The organism is Burkholderia diffusa (genome assembly GCF_902499115.1).
GTDB lineage: Bacteria > Pseudomonadota > Gammaproteobacteria > Burkholderiales > Burkholderiaceae > Burkholderia > Burkholderia diffusa.
This window is the reverse complement of record NZ_CABVPN010000005.1, coordinates 49,000-63,162: the sequence shown is the minus strand read 5'-3', so window position 1 is coordinate 63,162 and position 14,163 is coordinate 49,000. Positions and strand designations below refer to the sequence as shown.

The 14,163-nt window shown below is 66.2% G+C and carries 16 protein-coding genes; 4 read left to right on the top strand and 12 right to left on the bottom strand.

Translation table 11 applies throughout. The features are described from left to right. Positions 1-4: 4 nt before the first annotated feature. From BTE28158_RS06610 to BTE28158_RS06600, 3 genes are all read right to left on the bottom strand, one after another. Positions 5-769, bottom strand: a complete 765-nt coding sequence (locus BTE28158_RS06610) for a flagellar motor protein (RefSeq protein WP_059531800.1) — start codon at positions 767-769, stop codon at positions 5-7. A 23-nt stretch (positions 770-792) separates the two neighbouring features. Then, entirely contained in the window at positions 793-2,040 is a 1,248-nt protein-coding gene (locus tag BTE28158_RS06605) for a Crp/Fnr family transcriptional regulator (RefSeq protein WP_151048338.1), read from the bottom strand. 235 nt (positions 2,041-2,275) lie between these two features. After that, positions 2,276-2,938, bottom strand: a complete 663-nt coding sequence (locus tag BTE28158_RS06600) for a glutathione S-transferase family protein (RefSeq protein ID WP_124901368.1) — start codon at positions 2,936-2,938, stop codon at positions 2,276-2,278. Between the two features lie 300 nt (positions 2,939-3,238). Between BTE28158_RS06600 and BTE28158_RS06595 the strand changes: the two genes are divergently transcribed. After that, positions 3,239-4,597: a polyhydroxyalkanoate depolymerase gene (locus tag BTE28158_RS06595; protein WP_059601456.1), complete on the top strand. Its 1,359-nt coding sequence runs from the start codon at positions 3,239-3,241 to the stop codon at positions 4,595-4,597. A 123-nt stretch (positions 4,598-4,720) separates the two neighbouring features. Here the strand turns inward: BTE28158_RS06595 and BTE28158_RS06590 are convergent, their stop codons facing one another. The 7 genes from BTE28158_RS06590 to BTE28158_RS06560 form a co-directional block, all read right to left on the bottom strand. Beyond that, entirely contained in the window at positions 4,721-5,188 is a 468-nt protein-coding gene (locus tag BTE28158_RS06590) for a DUF3761 domain-containing protein (protein WP_059503738.1), read from the bottom strand. Positions 5,189-5,256: 68 nt separating this feature from the next. Continuing rightward, complete coding sequence (locus BTE28158_RS06585) at positions 5,257-5,394, bottom strand: HHHH-motif protein (RefSeq protein ID WP_167359252.1); 138 nt, start codon at positions 5,392-5,394, stop codon at positions 5,257-5,259. A 292-nt stretch (positions 5,395-5,686) separates the two neighbouring features. Then, on the bottom strand, positions 5,687-6,121 hold the full coding sequence (locus tag BTE28158_RS06580) for a cupin domain-containing protein (RefSeq protein ID WP_059601454.1): 435 nt from the start codon (positions 6,119-6,121) through the stop codon (positions 5,687-5,689). A 70-nt stretch (positions 6,122-6,191) separates the two neighbouring features. After that, positions 6,192-6,959, bottom strand: coding sequence for an ABC transporter ATP-binding protein (locus BTE28158_RS06575; protein WP_151051647.1), 768 nt, complete (start codon positions 6,957-6,959; stop codon positions 6,192-6,194). A 33-nt stretch (positions 6,960-6,992) separates the two neighbouring features. After that, positions 6,993-7,706 (bottom strand): ABC transporter permease, encoded by a 714-nt coding sequence (locus BTE28158_RS06570; protein ID WP_059601450.1) that lies wholly within the window; start codon positions 7,704-7,706, stop codon positions 6,993-6,995. After that, entirely contained in the window at positions 7,703-8,392 is a 690-nt protein-coding gene (locus BTE28158_RS06565) for an ABC transporter permease (RefSeq protein ID WP_059601448.1), read from the bottom strand. The genes BTE28158_RS06570 and BTE28158_RS06565 overlap by 4 nt, the downstream gene beginning before the upstream one ends. A 178-nt stretch (positions 8,393-8,570) precedes the next feature. After that, positions 8,571-9,344, bottom strand: a complete 774-nt coding sequence (locus BTE28158_RS06560; RefSeq protein ID WP_151051645.1) for an ABC transporter substrate-binding protein — start codon at positions 9,342-9,344, stop codon at positions 8,571-8,573. 495 nt (positions 9,345-9,839) lie between these two features. Here BTE28158_RS06560 and hutC point away from each other — a divergent pair, with 495 nt between their 5' ends. Further along, on the top strand, positions 9,840-10,535 hold the full coding sequence (gene hutC, locus BTE28158_RS06555) for a histidine utilization transcriptional repressor HutC (protein WP_059466626.1): 696 nt from the start codon (positions 9,840-9,842) through the stop codon (positions 10,533-10,535). Between the two features lie 16 nt (positions 10,536-10,551). Here the strand turns inward: hutC and BTE28158_RS06550 are convergent, their stop codons facing one another. Next, positions 10,552-11,793 (bottom strand): glycosyltransferase, encoded by a 1,242-nt coding sequence (locus BTE28158_RS06550; protein WP_151051643.1) that lies wholly within the window; start codon positions 11,791-11,793, stop codon positions 10,552-10,554. A 94-nt stretch (positions 11,794-11,887) separates the two neighbouring features. On the opposite strand from BTE28158_RS06550, the gene BTE28158_RS06545 reads away from it, so the two are divergent. Next, positions 11,888-12,508 (top strand): TetR/AcrR family transcriptional regulator, encoded by a 621-nt coding sequence (locus tag BTE28158_RS06545; protein ID WP_151051641.1) that lies wholly within the window; start codon positions 11,888-11,890, stop codon positions 12,506-12,508. 376 nt (positions 12,509-12,884) lie between these two features. Further along, complete coding sequence (locus BTE28158_RS06540) at positions 12,885-13,238, top strand: hypothetical protein (RefSeq protein WP_059601439.1); 354 nt, start codon at positions 12,885-12,887, stop codon at positions 13,236-13,238. 51 nt (positions 13,239-13,289) lie between these two features. On the opposite strand, the gene BTE28158_RS06535 is transcribed toward BTE28158_RS06540, so the two are convergent. Then, positions 13,290-14,132 (bottom strand): alpha/beta fold hydrolase, encoded by an 843-nt coding sequence (locus BTE28158_RS06535; protein WP_151051639.1) that lies wholly within the window; start codon positions 14,130-14,132, stop codon positions 13,290-13,292. Between the last annotated feature and the right edge of the window lie 31 nt (positions 14,133-14,163).

The following is a 14,163-nucleotide window of genomic DNA, read 5'->3' as shown; positions in this document are numbered from 1 at the left end:
TGCGTCATGCGAGAGATTCAGCCGCGCGGCCGCGCACGTCGCCGGTCAGCCGCGTCTCGATCGTATGCGGCGATTCCTTGCGCGAGATCGCGAGCAGCCCGTCGAGATAGAGCTTGCGGAAACGCAATTCGCTGTCGATCTGCGCGCGCAGCTTGCCGTAGAGCGGCAGAAACACGAGGTTCGCAAACGCGAGACCGTAGAGCGTCGCGATGAACGCGACCGCGATGCCCGGCCCGAGCTGCGCCGGTTCGAGAATGTGGCTCGTCACCTGGACCAGCCCGAGCACCGAGCCGAGAATGCCGAATGTCGGCGCATAGCCGCCGGCCTGCTGCCACACGCGCGCGGCCGCGAGCCGGCTGCGCTCGTATGCGTCGAGCTCGCGGTGCAGCGCGTCCTCGAGCACGGCGGTCGACACGCCGTTCGCGAGCAGTTCGAGCCCGCGCCGCGCGAACGGATGGATGCCGCTCACGTCCATCGATTCGAAGGCGAGCAACCCGTCGAGCTTCGCGCGATCGCCCCACTCCAGCAGGTCGGTCAGGTGCTTGCGGTCGACCTCCTGCGCACGCACGAACGCGAGTCGCAACTGTTTCACCGCATCGAAGAACCGCGCCCACGTGTTCTGGATCATCACCGCGCCGAGCGTACCGCCGAGCACGATCACGAGCGCCTCGAACTGGAACAGTGTCGAAAAATGCCCGCCTTCCAGTGCGAAACCGAATACGATGGCCGCGCCGCCGAGCAGCACGCCGGCCAGGGTCAACAAGTCCATAGGTGTCTCCGTCGGGTCGCGCGTCACGCGTCGGATGAAGCCAGCGGCACCGGTGCCGCACCTGCCGCCGGCGCCTTGGCCGCGCGCACGGCATCGAGCACGCGCCGTTCGATCTCCTCGATCTCGATCGGGTCGAGCTTCAGCTCACGGCGCATCACCCACGACACCTCGTTGCGCCGCGCTTCCGTCATCACGGAGAACAACTTGTCGGCCACCGCGCGATCGTCGAGGCTCGCGATCAGCTTTGCGAGATCGTAGGTATCGAATGCGCTGATCACGTCGAACAGCGTTCGCTGATCGACCCACACGATATCCTCGAGCGCACGCACGTCGCCGCCGGCGCGCGGGCTGCGCCGCGAGAAATACGCAACGCCTTTCTGCTCGACGTAACCGAGCACTTTCGACTTGCGGAACGCGAACACCTCGTCGGCGATCTCGCCGTGCGACAGTTTGTTGAGCAGCAACTTCCGGTCGACGCCGATCAGCGCCTCGAGATCGGCCAGTTCGATCAGTTCAAGCTCGCTGTTGATCGACAGGTCGAGATCGTGATCGGCGACCTGCTGCGCGCGATCGACCACGCGCGCGGCATCGAACGTGACGACCTGGCGCGCATCCGATGACGCCGAGTAATCGACCGCGCCGCCGGCATGGTCGGCCTGCGCGGCTTCGATCGTGACGAGATTGAGCTTCTCCATGCGGCGCAGCATCGCAAGCACGTGCGGGCGCGAATGGCCGGCGATCGCGCGACAGCGGCGAATCACGTCCGCGAGCGGCACCGATGCCTCGGCCGCTTGCGCCTGCATCGGCCGCCGCGACCACGCGTCGTCCGATCCGCGCGTGTCGGCACCCGCCATCAGCGACAGCACATGCGCATACGACAGCACGCCCGGCATGAAGTCCGCGTGCGTATAGGTCGCGAGCTGGTCGTCCTTGCGCTTCACGCGCCGGATCATCGTGCGCACGACATGACGGAGCAGCGCGGACACGTGCTCGATTTCCTCGTCGAGCAGCGCGGCCGGCACGACCGTGAGCTGACAGAACGACAGCGCCTTCGCCGTATGCGCGCGCGGCTCGGATGAGAGCAGCGCGGATTCGCCGAAGAACTCGCCGCGCCCGAGCGTCGCGACGACGACACGCTTGTCTTCGCAGCGCGTCGACAACTCGACCTTGCCGTCGGCGATCAGAAAGATGACGGGCTCGCCGGCGAAGCCCTCCGAGTAGATGATCTCGCCGGGCGCGGCCGTACGCGTCCAAGATTGCTGACGATTCAAGTTGGTTCCCCTGCTGCGCTGGTTGTTGCGGACTGCGCGTCGCATGTCACATGCATGCGATCGACAGTCGTCCCCGTGCCCGCTTAACGTCATCCGGACCGGCATCCTTTAGGGAATTCGTGCTCGTTTCCAGCGAAAATCAACGTGAAACGTTTGCGAGCTGCACGGCCGCAGCGGTGATTCGTTTCGATGGACGTGCCTGCGTCCGATTCAGGGCACGAAGGTGCGTCGCGCGTCAGAACTCCATGTCCAGTTCGTCGATGTCTTCCTGCTCTGCTTTTGCGGCATCGATCCACTCCGCGACGAACGGATGCGCGAGGATGCGCATGCAGTATTCGGCGATATCGGGTTCGAGTTTCACGTCGTAGGTCAGGAATCGCGTGACGACCGGCGCGTACATTGCATCGGCGACACCGATCCGCTCGCCGAACAGCCAGGGGCCGCCGTATGCGGCCAGACAATCGCGCCAGATCGTCACGATGCGTTCGATGTCGTGCTGCGCACGCGACCAGATCCGGAAACCGGGAAAATGCGCGCGCAGGTTCATCGGCAGCGCGGAGCGCAGCGCGCTGAAACCGGAATGCATCTCGCCGCAGATCGACCGGCAATGCGCGCGCGCATGCCGGTCGTCGGGCAACAGTTGCGCCTGCGGCCGGATCTCGTTCAGATATTCGGCGATCGCAAGCGTGTCCCACACCCTGCTGCCGTCGTGCGTCAGGCACGGCACGAGGATCGACGGCGACAGCAGCAGCAGTTCCGCGCGCGATGCCGCGTCGATCGGCGCGCTGACGGTCTCGAACGCGAGCCCGCTCAACCTTGCGAGCAGCCAGCCGCGCATCGACCACGACGAGTAGTTGCGGCTGCTGATGGTCAACGTCGTCTGTCCGGTAGCTTCCATGTCGCTCTCCTGCTGATTGCCGTTCGTGCCCCTGCACCGAAAGCGCGCCGCGTCACGCGAACCGCACCACGCCAGTGCGGCGCGTTCGCCGAACTGGCGCGCCGCCGCACGGTGTGGCGGCACGGCCGTTACCCCGAACCGCTGCGGTTGCGCGTGGCGTTCGGTCGTCCGGCTGCACGGAGCCACATGGGTCGCCGTGTGAGTCGCCGTGTTCGCGAACCGCGTGCAACGCGCGTGCCAGCCGCATGCTGGCATACGGCTTGCCTCGCTCCATGCAACGTGACGCAACGAGCGACGACCATGAACCTGCTTGCCTATCCGTTCTACCAATGGTCTGCCGAATGCCTGCGTCCGGCGCGCGCATGGGCGGCCGCCACACGCGCGACGATGTCGATGTGGCCGCCCGCCACGTCGACGCCGACGGGCCGCATGGTCGACGCGCTGTGCGAACTGCTCGAATGCTGCGCGTTCTCGCACCGGCGCCCGCCGTTCGGCATCGCGTCGGTGGTCGTCGACGGCGAATCGGTGCCGATCGTCGAGGAAGCCGCGGCGGCCACGCCGTTCGGCACGCTGCTGCATTTCCGCAAGGCGCGGCCGGTTGCGCGCCAGCCGCGCGTGCTGATCGTCGCGCCGATGTCCGGGCATTTCGCGACGCTGCTGCGCGGCACCGTCGACACGATGCTGGCCGATCACGACGTGTACATCACCGACTGGCACAACCCGCGAGACATCCCGCTTTCGGCCGGGCGTTTCGGCTTCGACGAATACGTCGGGCACGTGATCGATTTCATTCACCAGATTGGCCCGGACGCGCACGTGCTCGCGATCTGCCAGCCGACCGTCGCCGCGCTGTCGGCAGTCGCGCTGATGGCCGCCGGCGGCGATCCGACCCAACCCGCGAGCCTGACGCTGATGGCGGGGCCGATCGACTGCCGCGTGAATCCGACGAAAGTCAATGCGCTCGCCACGAGCCGGCCGATCGAATGGTTCGCGCGCAACCTGATCAGTGTCGTGCCGCCGGGCTTCGTCGGCGCGCAGCGTTGCGTGTATCCGGGCTTCGTGCAGGTCGGCGCGTTCATGTCGATGAATCCCGATCGCCATGCCGCTTCGTTTGCCGACCTCTACTACGAGCGTGCGAAAGGCGACTTGGCGAAAGCCGACACGCTGCGCCACTTCTATGACGAATACTTCGCGACGGCCGATCTCACCGCGGAGTTCTATCTGGAAACGGTCGAGAAAGTATTCCAGCAATACGCGCTCGCGCGCGGCGAGCTGATGGTCGGCGACCGGCTGGTGGAACCGGCGGCGATCCACCGCACCGCGCTGCTGACGATCGAGGGCGAGAAGGACGACATCTGCGCCGTGGGCCAGACAGTGGCCGCGCAGGAGCTGTGTTCGGGATTGCCGCCTTACCTGAAAACGCACCACGTGCAGACGGGCGTGGGTCACTATGGCGTGTTCAACGGCAGCCGTTGGGAAACGCAGATCTATCCGATCGTACGTGCGACGATCCATGACAACGAACCGTACGATCGCAGCGCCGATACGGACGGCGGAGCGAGCGGCGCGCACTACGTGACGCTGCGGTCATTGCTCGACGCGCGCGCGGCCGATCACGATGCGGCGGCGACCGCGACGCAATCCGATCGCGTGCACTGAACGCGCGCGGTACGGCAGCGATGTACGCAGCACATCGGCGCTGCAAATGAATCGCCCCGCACGGATGGCGGGGCGCGATGTCGGTCAGTGCGCGAGCGGCAAGGCTCGCGCACGCCGTCGATATTACGAACAGGCCTTGCCGTGCGATGCGTGGTAACCCTTCGCCTTCGCATCGGCTTCCGACATGTAGCTGCCGTGCTTCGTCTTGCCGTAGTACTTGTCGGTCGAGCAGTGGTAGACCTTCGTGCTGTCGTTGGCCCACACCTTGCCCGCGCCGCCGCCGGGCGCCGCTGCCGCGGTCGTCGCGGGCGCGCTCTTCGCCGGTGCCGCGCCCGATGCGGCGGAAGCGGAAGCCGCGGTCGCGGGGGCTGCGGCCGGTGCGCTGGCCGCGGCTGCCGACGATGCGCCGTACCACGTCTTCACGCCCTTGTGACCGGCGCATGCGCCCTTCTTCGACGCGCCCGAGTAGAACGAACCGTCCTTGCACAGCCCGGTCGTGCCGGCCGGCGCGCTGGCCGGAACCTGTGCGAACGCACCGATCGACATGCCCATGCCCGCGACGAGCGCGGCGATCAACATCGTCTTTTTCATAGTCCTCTCCTGATTTGCCTGAATGGGAAAAACGTCCCGACGCGATGCGGGGAATACCGCGCCACGGGTCAACGGACCCAGCGGCACACGCGGTGATGGTGGTGATCGAAATGGCACACGCGGTGCGAATGGGCTTCGGCCAGCGCCGGCACGAGCGCGGCGCAGGCGACGGCCGTTACGGTCAGGATCTTCGCGATGCGGGTCATGACATTCTCCTGGGTAAGCCAGCCGGCGCTCCGGCTGTTATCCCCTTAACGCCGGCCGACGATGCGCCGTGCACCGCACCCGTGTCGAATTGACCATCTTTGACAGCGTGTAACGAAACGTCACGCGTGACTGACAAACAACCGTCAGTTCTTTCCATTTCATTACATGGCGAATGCTTTGGATATCGAATGACCGAAGCAGGACGACGTGTCCGGACAAGATCAATAAAAAAACCGCCCGAAGGCGGTCTTTCACAGGCACGTGGATGCCTCGCGTGCGAAACAACGGAGGCTACGCGCCCGCGTCGCCCCACGGCGTCGGCGCAGGCACTTCGCATGGCCCGTCGACGTCGATCGACTTGAAATCGGCCGGCCCGACGATCTCCAGATACTCCATGTCGGGCGAATAGTCGAACAGGTAATGCACGATTCCCGGTGCCTGGTGCACGCAGTCGCCGGCGTTCACCAGCGTCTCGCGGTCGCCGTACATGAAGCGCGCCCAGCCCTTCAGCATGATCACGATGTGGAACTCGGCCTCGTGACGGTGCCAGCCGGTGCCCGCCGCCGGTGCATGATTCGCCCTGACGAGTTGCGCGACGACCTTGCCGTTCGTCGCGGCCGCGATGCCAAGATCGCGATACAGGAAGAAGTCGCGCAGGCCTTCGCCTTGATACGCGGTGTCCTGCGGCCTCACGTGGGAAAACGCGGTAGGGGTCGGCGTGCTCATCGCGGTGCTCCTCGATCGAAAGAGTCATCCGGGACAAGCATTTAGCGTTCCAGGCCGCAGCAGCGCCCGCTTACTTGAGCCGCCCCGACAGGAACTGCCCGAGCCGCTCGCTCTTCGGATTGACGAGAATCTCCCGCGGATCGCCCTCTTCCTCGATCTTCCCCTGGTGCAGGAAGATCACGTGGTTCGACACGTTGCGCGCGAAGCCCATCTCGTGCGTAACGACGACCATCGTGCGGCCCTCCTCGGCCAGCTTCTGCATCACCTTCAGCACTTCGCCGACGAGTTCCGGGTCGAGCGCCGACGTGGGTTCGTCGAACAGCATCACCTCCGGTTCCATCGCGAGCGCACGCGCGATCGCGACACGCTGCTGCTGTCCGCCCGACAGGTGCGACGGATACATGCCTTCGACGCGCGGCGCGAGGCCGACCTTCTCCAGATACTTGCGCGCCCGCGCGACGGCCTCTTCCTTGCCGATCCCGAGCACGGCCATCGGCGCCTCGATCACGTTCTCGAGCACCGTCATGTGCGCCCACAGGTTGAAGTGCTGGAACACCATCGACAGCTTCGTGCGCATGCGCTGCAGCTGCTTCTGGTCGACCACGCGCAGCGAGCCGTTGCGGTCGCGCGTGGTCTCGATCGGCTCGCTGCCGATCGTGATCTGCCCCGAGCACGGCTGCTCGAGGAAGTTGATGCAGCGCAGGAACGTGCTCTTGCCGGAGCCGCTCGAGCCGATGATGCTGATCACGTCGCCGGCCTTCGCCTTCATCGACACGCCCTTCAACACCTCGTTGTCGCCGAATTTCTTGTGCAGGTTGTCAACGGTGAGCTTGTACATGCTTGGTCCTTCCTTGCGAATCTTGCGAATGCGTTAATGGCCGCGCGGCGACAGGTACGCGAGCCAGCGCGTCTCGAGCTTGCGGAACGCCCAGATGAGCGCGAACACGACGATGGCGTACAGCACGGCCGCGATGCCATAGGCCTGGAACGACATGTACGTCGCGGAGTTGACATCGCGCGTGACCTTCAGGATGTCGGGCACGGTCGCGGTGAACGCGAGCGTCGTCGCGTGCAGCATCAGGATCACTTCGTTGCTGTAGCTCGGCAGCGAACGGCGCAGCGCGGACGGCAGGATGATGCGCGTATAGAGCTTGAAGCGCGACATCCCGTAGGCCATCCCGGCCTCGATCTCGCCGGCCGACGTCGCCTTGATCGCGCCCGCGAAGATCTCGGTCGCATACGCGCATTCGTTCAACACGAACGCGAGCAGCGTGCAGTTCATCGCGTTGCGGAAGAACGTGTCGAGCAGCACGTGGTTGTGCACGACCTGCAGGCTGTAGATGCCGGTGTAGCACATCAGCAGCTGCACGTAGAGCGGCGTGCCGCGAAACACGTACGTATAGAGCCACACCGGGCCGGAAATCCAGCGGTTCGACGACGCGCGCGCGATCGCGAGCGGCACGGCCAGCGCGAAGCCGAGCGCGATCGACACGACCAGCAGCCACAGCGTGATCGCCAGGCCGCTGAAGCGGTAGCCGTCGGTGTAGAGATAGCTTTGCCAGTACTGGCTGATGAGTTCGATCACAGTGCAAGCCTCCGGACGCCCACGGAATAACGCTTCTCGAGGTGGTGCAGCACGACGTTCGACACCGTCGTGATCGCGAGGTAGATCGCACCTGCCGCGAGCGTGAAGAAGAAGAAGTCGAGCGTGCTCTTGCCGGCGTCCTGCGACGCCTTCACGACATCGGCGAGGCCGATGATCGACACGAGCGCGGTGGCCTTCACGAGCACCTGCCAGTTGTTGCCGATGCCCGGCAGCGCGAAGCGCATCATTTGCGGGAACATGATCCGGTGGAACACGCGCCAGCCGCTCATCCCGTATGCGAAGCCGGCTTCGAGCTGGCCGCGCGGCACCGCGAGGAACGCGCCGCGGAACGTTTCGGTGAAGTACGCGCCGTAGATGAAGCCGAGCGTCACGACGCCGGCCACGAACGGATCGATGTCGATCTGGTCCCAGCCGAGCAGGTCGGTCGCGTCGTTCAGCAGGATCTGGATCCCGTAGAACAGCAGCAGCATCAGCACGAGATCGGGCACCGCACGGATCAGCGTCGTATAGAACGTGCCGACCGACCTGAGCACGCGGTTGGTCGACAGTTTCGCGCCCGCGCCCGCGAGGCCCAGTATGAGCGACGCGGCGAGCGACAGCACCGCGAGCTTCACGGTCTCGACCGTGCCGGCCCACAACAGCGGGCCAAATCCTTGGAAGATCATGTTTGGGATCCAGAACGATGTGGCTGGATTGTCAATAGCCATTACCCGCGCATCAAACGATATCTGCGCATTACCTGATGTCGTCCGCTCATCAAGCCGGACGCGTCATGCGAAGCAAGCGGCACCCGGGAACCGACACGACACGGCGCGCCGCAGCGGATGCGCGCCGCATCGACGGTCAGCCGCCGTAGACGTCGAATGCGAAGTACTTCTTCTCGAGCTTCTTGTACGTGCCGTCCTTGATCATGTCGGCGATCGCGTGGTCGATTTTCGCCTTCAGGTCGGCGTCGTCCTTGCGCAGCCCGATGCCGGCGCCGTTGCCGAGCGTCTTCGGATCGTCGATGTCCTTGCCGGCGAATTCGAAGTTCGCGCCGCGCGGCGTCTTCAGGAAGCCGAGGTCGGCCTGCACCGCGTCCTGCAGCGCGGCGTCGAGGCGGCCGGACATCAGGTCCTGGTACACGCCGTCCTGGTTCTGGTAAGGCACGACCTGCACGCCCTTCGGCGCCCAGTAGGCCTTCGCGTAGGTTTCCTGGATCGTGCCCTGCTCGACGCCGACCGTCTTGCCCTTCAGCGATTCGGCCGTCGGCTGCAGGTTCGCGCCTTTCTTCGCGACCAGGCGCGTCGGTGTGTTGAACAGCTTGTCGGAGAACGCGATCTGCTCGGCGCGCGCCGGCGTCATCGACATCGACGACAGCACGCCGTCGAACTTCTTCGCCTTCAGCGCCGGGATCATCCCGTCGAAGTCGTTCTCGATCCACACGCATTTCGCCTTCAGCCGTGCGCAGATCTCGTTGCCGAGATCGACGTCGAAGCCGACGACCTTGCCGCTTGCGTCCTTCGATTCGAACGGCGGATAGCTGGCGTCGACGCCAAACCGGATCGTCGACCAATCCTTGGCGTGGGCACCGACCGCGAGGCAGGCAAGGGCAATACTGAGCGCGAGTTTCTTCATGGCGTTCCTGTCATAGGCGAACTGGGCACGGGTCCGGTCGGGCGTCGCCGCCGCGAACCGTTCCAACCCGGAAGCCACCCGTCCGGTGACTTCCGAAGTTGTACATACAACTTTGCCTTTTTCAGGTCACCGCCAGCAATCCGTGTTTATCTCTAATTGTCGGCGGATTGTTTCCATGAGCGAATTTCCCTTATATTTCAATTCGCTACAGATTACATGCAGATGAAATCCAGCTTTCTGTGCGGCTTCGGCACGTCGTCGTCGCGTCTGCATTTGTCTATACTTTTCCGCCTGTCGCGCTCGCCGACGCGGTGGCCGCGGTCCGTGCGGCCCCGGCGGGCCCCCGATGGGCGCTCCGGATGCAGGCCGGAATAACCCGAATCCCGGGCCCACAGTCGGGCCCGCACCGCGTCGAACCCGGTACACTCCGCCCGAACACCGCACGAAGGCCGGCCCGCGACGGCACGCGGCCGCCGTCTCTTGAACAGCAATGCAATGACCACACCGATCTATCAGGAAATCAAGGACTTCATCCTCGCGCGCATTCATGCGGGCGAGTGGGCGGAAGGCGACCAGGTGCCGTCGGAGAACGAGCTCGCGCGCGAATTCAACGTCGCGCGGATGACGGTCAACCGCGCGCTGCGCGAGCTGACGGCCGAACAGGTGCTCACGCGCACGCGCGGCTCGGGCACGTATGTCGCGTCGCCGAAATACGAATCGACACTGGTCGCGATCCGCAGCATCTCGGATGAAGTCGCCGCGCGCGGCCATGCGTATCGTGCGCAGGTGCTGGAGGTCGGCGCGGCCGTCGCCGACGCGAAGCTCGCCGACGAGTTGCAGCTCGACACCGGCAGCCCGATCTTCCATTCGCGCGTGCTGCACTTCGAGAACGACACGCCCGTGCAGCTCGAGGAGCGCTGGGTCAACCCGGCCTGCGCACCCGAATACGCGCTGCAGGACTTCACGACGACGACGCCGAACCAGTACCTGACGCGCGTCGCGCCGCTGCAGCGGGTCGAATACCGGATCGAGGCTGCGATGCCCGATGCGGCAACGCGCCGGCACCTGACGACGGACGAACGCGAGCCGTGCCTGCTGCTGCATCGGCGCACGTGGTCGCAAGGGATGGTCGCGTCGGTGGCCAATCTGTGGCATCCGGGCAGTCGCTACCGGTTCACCGGGCATTTCTGACGCGGGGCGGACGCGTTCAGCGCACGCCGGGGCGCCCCCAGCGCTCGATCGCGCCAACCGCCAGCCCCACCCCGTCCTCCCGCGCGATCCGCGCACCGAGTTCGGCGGCACGCGCTTGCGTGTCGGCTCGTGCAGCGAACGCGATCGCGCGTGCAAGCGCCGCGGCGTCCACACGCCGCCCCGCCACCGGCGCATCGGCCACACCGGCGCGTTGCAGCCGGCTCGCCCAGAAGAACTGATCGCCCGCGAACGGCACGACGACCGACGGAATGCCCGCCCGCGCGGCCGAATGCGTGGTACCCGATCCGCCGTGATGGATCGCCATCGATACATGCGGAAACAACCGGTCGTGCGGCGTCTCGCCGATCACGCACACATGCGCCGGCAGCATCGACACATCGATGCCGCTCCAGCCCGGATAAAACAACGCGCGCCGGCCGTCGAGCGCCTGCAACAGCGCGTCGACCATCGCGGCCCGGTCGAACCCGGCCATGCTGCCGAAGCCGATATACACGGGCGGATCGCCCGCGTCGAGAAAGCTCGACAGCGCGGGCGGCGGCGTCCACGCCGGCGCGTCGACGCGCCACTGACCGCATGCCAGCACATGCGACGGCCAGTCGGCCGGATCGGCGAGCAGCGCGGGCGACAAGCCGTACAGCATCGGATGATCGGTCCATACGGCCCGGCGCGGCGGCAGTCCGCACACGCTGGCGCGCGCCGCATTGGTCGCCCGCCTGAACGCGTGCCACAGCAGCGCGTTCACGAACCGGTGGCTCGCGCGATTCAACCAGCGCGGCACCTTGCCGGGTGGCAGAAACGGCGACGCGAACGTCGCGGTCGGCGTGATCGGGATCATCCCCGTACCGATCGCCGGCACGCCGCGATACTCGGCAACCGATAGCCCGACGAACGACGCCAGCCCCGACACCAGGATCGCATCGCAACCGGCCGATGCGGCCGCGACTTCGCGCATCCATGCCGCCGTGTTCGCATTCGCGATCGCCGCGAGCGCCTTCGACGTGTCGTTGAAACCGCCGCGCCCGCGCACCGCTTCGGACAACGCACCATCCGGCGCGATCGCCGAGCGGATGTCGCCGGACAGCGGCTCGCAAGGCACGCCGAGCGCGGCGGCCGAACCGAGCGTCGCGACGTCGGCCAGCAACCGGACCTCATGGCCGGCATCCAGCAGCGCGCGGCCGAGCGCCGCGAGCGGGCGCGTGTCGCCTTCGGTGCCGTAAGTGGCGATGACGAGCTTCATGCGTGGCTCCTCCTGCATGATGCAGGCGAGTGGATTCATAAAAATGCACGTCGTATACTAATGCAATTCGTGCACTTTCAGTCGATACCGAACCATGCCAACGACGACCGACGATCCGGGGCGCCGCGCACGCAAGCGCATCCAGATGCTCGCGCATCTCGCCGACACCGGCGCACGCCTGTTCGATGCGCACGGCTACGACGCAGTGACGATGGAACAGATCGCCGCGCAGGCCGATGTCGCGAAACGTACGCTGTACAACCACTTTCCGACGAAGGAGGCCGTGCTCGCGCACTGGCTCGAAGGCGAACTCGCGCGCGACCTCGCGCACCTGCAGCGCGACGTCGCGCGACGGAAGACCTTCGCGTCGCGGATCGCCTGCGTGCTCGACGCGTCGGCCGCATGGTGCGAACAGCATCCGGTGTATCTGCTCGCATACCTGCGGCATCGGTTCCTGAGCATCGGCGTGGCGCAAGCGGAAAGCGGGGAGAATGGCGGCGGCGACATCGCGCTCGTGTGGCAGCAGCTGATCGCGGCCGGACAGCAGGCGGGCGAACTGAACCCGGCGCTAGCCGCCGACCAGCTCGCCACGTGGTTCCATCACCTGTATCTCGCGGCGATGCTGCGCTGGCTGACCGTGCCGGGGTTGTCGCTGAAGCGGGAATTCCGGTCGGTCGCGAAGCTGTTCGTCGAAGGCGCGCACGCGAAAGCGTGAGCGCCCGCGCAGGCGACGCACGGCCGGGAAGGTGCGTCCGCATCGGACGTGCACCGCGCTCACGCCATTCGCGCGCACGTCGAGCGCACCGCGCGCCGGCCGGCGATCCGGAACGCCATCGGGAACGGCAGGTGCCCGGCACTGCCGGCGACACGCAGCCGGCGGACACACCGCGCACCGCGAGCGGCGACCGTTGAAGGCATCGCGTGATGCGGAGGGATTTTTACAACGATCGCACGGACGGGATGCCAAATTTCCCGCGCAGCAGTATGCTGGTGCCGTACGACCGCGCACGATGCCTCGGGCAATCCCTTAGTCCGCACGTCGTCGCGCCGCCGTCGCGACCGCAATCATGCGTTGCAAGGAGGGCTTCCTGATGGCTACCACGCATCCGCACTTCCACCTCGAACTACGGCACGCCACCGCGCCGACGTATTTCATCAGCTACCTGTTTCCCGCCTTGCTGTTCGTCTACGAACTGCTGCGCGTCGGCCAATGGATCCGCGATCACGGGATGCAATTCGCCGTGTTCAAGCAGATGGGTTACGAGTATCTGCTGATGCTGCTGTTCGTCGGGCTGCAGATCGTCGTCGAGGCGGTCTTCCTGCTCGGTGCCGCGATGCGCCGTGACAATCGCGACTTCGAACACCGGCTGCCGAACGTGGTTCTCGGCATCGGCTGCTCGATCGCGATTCTCGCCGTCGACCTCGCAATCCAGCTGTCGTTCTGAGCACCGGCGGGCCGGGCCCGCCGGTTGCATCGCACGCCCGCGCCCGGGCGTTCAGGCGAGCGCGTCGCGCAGGAACGTCGCCACGGCCGCGAGTACGTCGTCGGTCCGCTCGCGATGCGGCATGTGTCCGCATCCGTCGAGCAGCAGGAACGACGACGGCCCCGCGACGCGCGCGGCGATCCGTTTCGGATGCACGTCCGACCCGTATTCGTCCTGCTCGCCGTGAATCGCGAGCGTCGCGCAATGCACGCGCGGCAGTTCGTCGTCGAGACTCCAGTCGCGAAACGCCGGCGACAACCACGTGTCGACCCACGCACGCAGCACCCATTCGGCCTTGTCGCCGTGATAACGCGCGAGCCGGTCGAGCTGGCCGGGCGCGTCGAACTGCTGCCCCGCCTCGCGAATGCCGTCGCGCGTGCGATCCTCGACGAACGCCTGCGCTGAGACCGTCACCAGTGCGCGGCAACGCGCCGGATACGCCGCCGCGCATCCGACCGCCATGCCGCCGCCGACGCTGTGCCCGAACGCCACGAACGCATCGATACCGAACCGCTCGAGCAGCGCATGGAATCCGTGATCGGCCTCGTCGCGCACGAACGTCATGCCGAGTTGCCCCGGATGACGATCGGACCGCCCGAAGCCCAGCCGGTCGTATGCGATCACGTCGCGCCGGGTGGCGCGCGCGAGTTGCGCGGGGAAGTCGCGCCATAGTTCGACGCAGCCGAGCGAATCGTGCAGCAGCACGATCGGTGCGACCGGCGCAGGTGCGGCCGGCTCAGGTGCGACGGGCGTAGGTGCGGCCGGTGCCCGCGCGGGCACGCCGCGCCAGCGCTTCGCGAAGAGACGCCCTTGCGGCGTCTCGACCCAGGTCTCCTCGGTCACGATTTCAGTCATGTGTGTCGTCGTCTGCATGAAGGCGGCCGCA

Coding starts and splice junctions, on each gene's coding strand:
- BTE28158_RS06610 (WP_059531800.1), bottom strand. CDS start 769: ATGGACTTGTTGACCCTGGCCGGCGTGCTGCTCGGCGGCGCGGCCATC.
- BTE28158_RS06600 (WP_124901368.1), bottom strand. CDS start 2,938: ATGGAAGCTACCGGACAGACGACGTTGACCATCAGCAGCCGCAACTAC.
- BTE28158_RS06595 (WP_059601456.1), top strand. CDS start 3,239: ATGAACCTGCTTGCCTATCCGTTCTACCAATGGTCTGCCGAATGCCTG.
- BTE28158_RS06590 (WP_059503738.1), bottom strand. CDS start 5,188: ATGAAAAAGACGATGTTGATCGCCGCGCTCGTCGCGGGCATGGGCATG.
- BTE28158_RS06585 (WP_167359252.1), bottom strand. CDS start 5,394: ATGACCCGCATCGCGAAGATCCTGACCGTAACGGCCGTCGCCTGCGCC.
- BTE28158_RS06580 (WP_059601454.1), bottom strand. CDS start 6,121: ATGAGCACGCCGACCCCTACCGCGTTTTCCCACGTGAGGCCGCAGGAC.
- BTE28158_RS06575 (WP_151051647.1), bottom strand. CDS start 6,959: ATGTACAAGCTCACCGTTGACAACCTGCACAAGAAATTCGGCGACAAC.
- BTE28158_RS06565 (WP_059601448.1), bottom strand. CDS start 8,392: ATGATCTTCCAAGGATTTGGCCCGCTGTTGTGGGCCGGCACGGTCGAG.
- BTE28158_RS06560 (WP_151051645.1), bottom strand. CDS start 9,344: ATGAAGAAACTCGCGCTCAGTATTGCCCTTGCCTGCCTCGCGGTCGGT.
- hutC (WP_059466626.1), top strand. CDS start 9,840: ATGACCACACCGATCTATCAGGAAATCAAGGACTTCATCCTCGCGCGC.
- BTE28158_RS06550 (WP_151051643.1), bottom strand. CDS start 11,793: ATGAAGCTCGTCATCGCCACTTACGGCACCGAAGGCGACACGCGCCCG.
- BTE28158_RS06545 (WP_151051641.1), top strand. CDS start 11,888: ATGCCAACGACGACCGACGATCCGGGGCGCCGCGCACGCAAGCGCATC.
- BTE28158_RS06540 (WP_059601439.1), top strand. CDS start 12,885: ATGGCTACCACGCATCCGCACTTCCACCTCGAACTACGGCACGCCACC.
- BTE28158_RS06535 (WP_151051639.1), bottom strand. CDS start 14,132: ATGACTGAAATCGTGACCGAGGAGACCTGGGTCGAGACGCCGCAAGGG.